Annotated in this window: 2 protein-coding genes; both read right to left on the bottom strand. The window is 46.7% G+C overall.

Going from position 1 to position 758, the window contains the following annotated elements; translation table 11 throughout:
* A partial coding sequence (locus A3735_RS23150) for a di-heme oxidoredictase family protein (RefSeq protein WP_304440010.1) occupies positions 1-376 on the bottom strand: 376 nt, incomplete at its 3' end.
* A gap of 63 nt (positions 377-439) precedes the next feature.
* Positions 440-758 (bottom strand): imelysin family protein (locus A3735_RS23145; protein WP_304440009.1); only part of this gene is annotated, 319 nt, incomplete at its 5' end.

Genomic DNA, 758 nt, shown 5'->3' with positions numbered 1-758 from the left:
GAAATAGTGCAGGGGAGGTTTTACCTTCTTCTTTTAATATGCCTCGACCATTCTTCTCGTGGCAACGGGAGCAGGATCTTGCATTGTAGAGTGGGCCTAAGCCATCACTTGCGGTCGTACTTGAGGGGGCAAATACCCAAATTTTTTCAAAGATGGCCCGGCCGATTTTAAAGTCGAGCTTTGTCTCCATATCCAGAAGGGGGGAGGGATGATCAAAACTGTTTCGTTGTTTGCTTTGGCCAGCACTATGTTGACCTGATGGGTAGAGTTCTCTGGCACTATGGAGTTTGCTATTTGAAGCGAGGGTCGAGTCAGCATTTATGTAGAGTAAAAAGCTGACCGCTAAAAGAGGAAGTGCGAAGATGGTTTTATTCATAGCTACCAAAACGCCCGCTTGTTAGGCGGGCGTAAATAAACAGGTGCGTCACCTAGTTGTTAATTACTCTGCTACAGCAGAAGGGTTGTCCAGGCTGTCAGAACCTTCAAAATCAATATTGCTGAGGCCTAAGACCTGAATGACCTTTTCAGTTGTTTTGGCTTGAGCAACGAGTGCATCAACAAAGTTCTGAACGATTTGGTTGCCCGCAGTATTACCTTCACCGATCAATACATCAAAAGCTTGGCCTTTAGCCGCCGCGTCAACCATTGCTTGAGCCGTCGCTTGAGTAGCATTAAGCTTACCCAGCATTTCAGCATCCAGTGCTGGGTCTGCTTGCTTCACTAAGTCAGAAAGGCTTGCACCATCTACTGAGTTGTTG

It is taken from the genome of Oleiphilus sp. HI0061 (assembly GCF_001635675.1).
The sequence above is the reverse complement of the archived record's forward strand: the minus strand, read 5'-3'. Positions and strand labels throughout refer to the sequence as shown.